This window comes from Megasphaera sp. DJF_B143 (assembly GCF_900320625.1).
In the GTDB taxonomy this organism is placed as follows: Bacteria; Bacillota; Negativicutes; order Veillonellales; family Megasphaeraceae; genus Megasphaera; species Megasphaera hexanoica.
The window spans coordinates 1-3135 of the sequence record NZ_ONTA01000296.1 but is presented as its reverse complement, the minus strand read 5'-3'; the positions used below and the strand labels follow the sequence as shown (position 1 = coordinate 3135).

The following is a 3135-nucleotide window of genomic DNA, read 5'->3' as shown; positions in this document are numbered from 1 at the left end:
TTGCGGACATGGCCCATATGCAGATTGCCCGACGGATACGGGAACATTTCCAGTACGTAGTACTTGGGCTTGTCACTTTCGTCCGGGCATTTATCTACTTTATTATCAAGCCAGATTTTCTGCCATTTCTTTTCTATTTCTTGTGGAATATATTTTTCCATTCTTCGACCCCCCACGTCGCAAATAAAATAGAAGGTAAGGTTGTTGACCTTTCTATTATAAAGGGGTTGTAACGTCAAGTCAATTCATGTTTTGCAAATCCGTGCCAAAAGTTTTCCGGTTCAAAGCCTTTGCGCCAGAAGGAAGCCCCGGCCAGCTGATAGGTGTGAATGAGGTCTTTTTTTTCTTTGAGAGACTTTTCATCTTCAAACCAGATGCGCAGTCTCCCCTTGGGAAGGCGGGTATCGAGGTAATACAGTCCCAAGTCCGCATTCCAGGTGATGGAAGAGGCATATTTTTCGCGGACGCGGTGGCTGTCTGCCAAAGTAAGGGTACGGACGAATAATTTCGATTTTGCCTTTGCCGTACCTGCCGGGGGGGCAGTTGCTTTGACAGATTCAGGCCAGCTTTCTATGTCTTTGGGAAGGTCTTTACCATCGTCTGCTTCATACCAAATCCGCATGTAAAGAGGCATGCCCAGGACGACTTTATGGGCGGGAACGAATTTCAGCGTATTCTGTATGGCCGTCTGCACCCACGGGTATGTGGCCGTCGGGCCCGGCACGGGGCTGGTGCGGCCCACCTGGTCATAAGCCATGAGCATGACGTAATCGACGCTCTGTCCCAGGGCCGCCCGGTCGTACACGAGGGACCAGTTGGGGCTGTCCGAAAGAGGCGTCACATCGATGGACGTTTTCAGGCCATACGCCCGGGCGGCGTCGGAAAATTCGCCGACAAACCGGGTAAGCAGGTCTTTATCGCCGTAGTTGACGTTTTCAAAATCAATATTATACCCGGAAAATTCATAGAGGATGCCATAGCCGATGAGTTCCTTGATAAGCTGTTCCCGCAGCTCTTTCCGGCTCAGTATGTCGTGGGTCTGGCCGGGATTGAAGTTATTATCGACCAGCGGCCAGACAGCGTATCCTTTGGCTTTCCATTCCATGATAAGCGTATCGAAATCGGGATTTCTGAGGAGGACGCCGTCTTTGGTGATACGGAAGGCACAGGGGGATACGACGGGCTGCTTCGTCCGCAGGGGCGGTACCTGGGCGTTTTCATCCATGACCGGATCCCAAAGCAGCACCATGCCCAGGGCGTCGCGGCCATATTTTTTCATGACTTCTCCTTCAGGCAGAGGCTGCTGGCGCAGTTCCAGGGCAGACCGTTCCTGCCGCGCTGCCGGGAGCAGTTCCATATGATCCGGTTCGAGGACATAGCTGATGCCCAGGGGGCGGCGTACATGGGAAATGCTGATATTGCGGCCTTCTTTGCTTTCTGCGCCGGGCAGGGTCAGGCTCACATTGCGGTCCTTCCACAATTCCCTTCCATCATCAGCAGCGGGAAGGCGGAACCAGTACTGCCCTTTCTTTGACCGGTTGGGATAGATGCCGTATTGCTGCAGTGCCTTGTCACTGACCAGCCATCGCCGGCCATCTTCTACAATCTGCAGGTCCCTGATATTCTGATTGGAAATGGGATTTTCCACGACCGGGACGGTAAAAACGGGATCGGCTGCTTTTCCTGCCGGGCTTTCCCCTTTCGGCGCAGCCCAGGCACCGGTAGTGGCCGCACAGGTCAGGAATGCGGCAAGGCAGATTTTTTTTATGTTATGTCTATGCATGGTATGTTCTCCTCATCGTTGAGTACGGCTTCCCTAATGACCGCCTCTGTTGTATAATGAATCAGCTGTGTTCATTGCAGCAGTCTTCATTATATCACAAAGGAGCGGCATTTTTTATGCATCAATACTTATTTTTTATCGGTTCCTTCCCAATCCGGGCCTATGGTCTGTTATTTATGCTGGGAATCATTTCGGCTGGCATCACGGGATATTACATCATGAAGAGGGACGGACGCGGTTGGCATGTCCATATCTTCGACTTTACCATGTACTGCGGCCTGTCAGGCATCGTCGGCGGCCGGCTGTGGGATGTCTTCTTTTTTGACTGGGCCTATTATCACAATCATCTCACGGAAATCCCCTACGTCTGGCAGGGCGGCATGGCCATCCAGGGCGGCCTCTTATTCGGAGCCATTGCCGGTATCCTCTACACGAAGTATCATCACATCGACACCTGGGCTTTTGCCGATCTCCTGGCACCGGCCATCATCCTGGGCCAGTCCGTCGGCCGCATGGCCAATCTCATGAACGGCGACGCCTTCGGTCATCCTACGGGCGGGAATTTTGGCATCGTTTACCCCGATACGACTCTGGCCTACCATACGTATGGGAACCAGCCTCTCTGGCCGGCTGAAGTCTGGGAAGGACAGGGAGATATCCTGATTTTTGTCCTCCTCCTCTTTTACAGCGCCTTTCCTCACAAGAAAGGGCAGGTATTCTGCCTGTACGTCATGCTCTACGCCATCGAACGGTTCTTCCTGGAATTTCTCCGTGGCGACTACATCAACCTGACACTGGGCCTGAAATCAGCCCAGATGACCAGCGTCATCGCCTTCGCCATCGCTCTCATCGCCTTCATCATCCTCCAGTGGAAAGGAAGCCGGGACACTGGAGATGCCATGCAGAAATGATGGATATTTGATATTTGATATTTGATACTGGCTGTCTGACTTATCACGTAAATGCCAAAACAGGCTGTTCCATTAAGCAAATTTGCTTAATGGAACAGCCTGTTTTTCATATACAGCACTGCTAACAGTCAGCCGCTGACTGCTAAATGCTAGCTGCTAGCCACTACTTTTCTTCCCGTTCCAGGGCATCTTTCAGCGTATGCCATGCCAGGACGGCGCATTTGACACGGGCCGGCATATTGGAGATGTTCTTGAGGGCAATGGCATCTTCCAGTTCTTCCAGCTTGTCATCGTCGGTCACTTCCCGCTTAATCATTTCCAGGAAGAGGTTGACCAAGCGCAGCGCTTCTTCGACGGTCTTGCCCTTGATGAGGTCAATCATGATATCAGCCGAAGCCTGACTGATAGCACAGCCATGGCCTGTATAGGCGGCATCCTTGA

Annotated in this window: 3 protein-coding genes and 1 pseudogene; 1 reads left to right on the top strand and 3 read right to left on the bottom strand. The window is 52.2% G+C overall.

Features of this window, described 5'->3' with window-relative positions:
• Both DBO31_RS08575 and DBO31_RS08570 read right to left on the bottom strand, forming a co-directional pair.
• Positions 1-161, bottom strand: a pseudogene (locus tag DBO31_RS08575) (leucyl-tRNA synthetase); the annotation flags it as partial.
• 74 nt (positions 162-235) lie between these two features.
• Complete coding sequence (locus DBO31_RS08570) at positions 236-1783, bottom strand: glycosyl hydrolase family 18 protein (protein ID WP_150824942.1); 1548 nt, start codon at positions 1781-1783, stop codon at positions 236-238.
• A gap of 116 nt (positions 1784-1899) precedes the next feature.
• Between DBO31_RS08570 and lgt the strand changes: the two genes are divergently transcribed.
• Entirely contained in the window at positions 1900-2694 is a 795-nt protein-coding gene (lgt, locus tag DBO31_RS08565) for a prolipoprotein diacylglyceryl transferase (RefSeq protein WP_150824941.1), read from the top strand.
• A 163-nt stretch (positions 2695-2857) separates the two neighbouring features.
• Here the strand turns inward: lgt and sufU are convergent.
• Positions 2858-3135: Fe-S cluster assembly sulfur transfer protein SufU (gene sufU, locus DBO31_RS08560; RefSeq protein ID WP_150824940.1), on the bottom strand; the 278-nt coding region annotated here is incomplete at its 5' end.

Excerpts from the sequence above, each read along its gene's own strand:
- lgt (WP_150824941.1), top strand. The coding sequence starts at position 1,900 with ATGCATCAATACTTATTTTTTATCGGTTCCTTCCCAATCCGGGCCTAT.
- DBO31_RS08570 (WP_150824942.1), bottom strand. The coding sequence starts at position 1,783 with ATGCATAGACATAACATAAAAAAAATCTGCCTTGCCGCATTCCTGACC.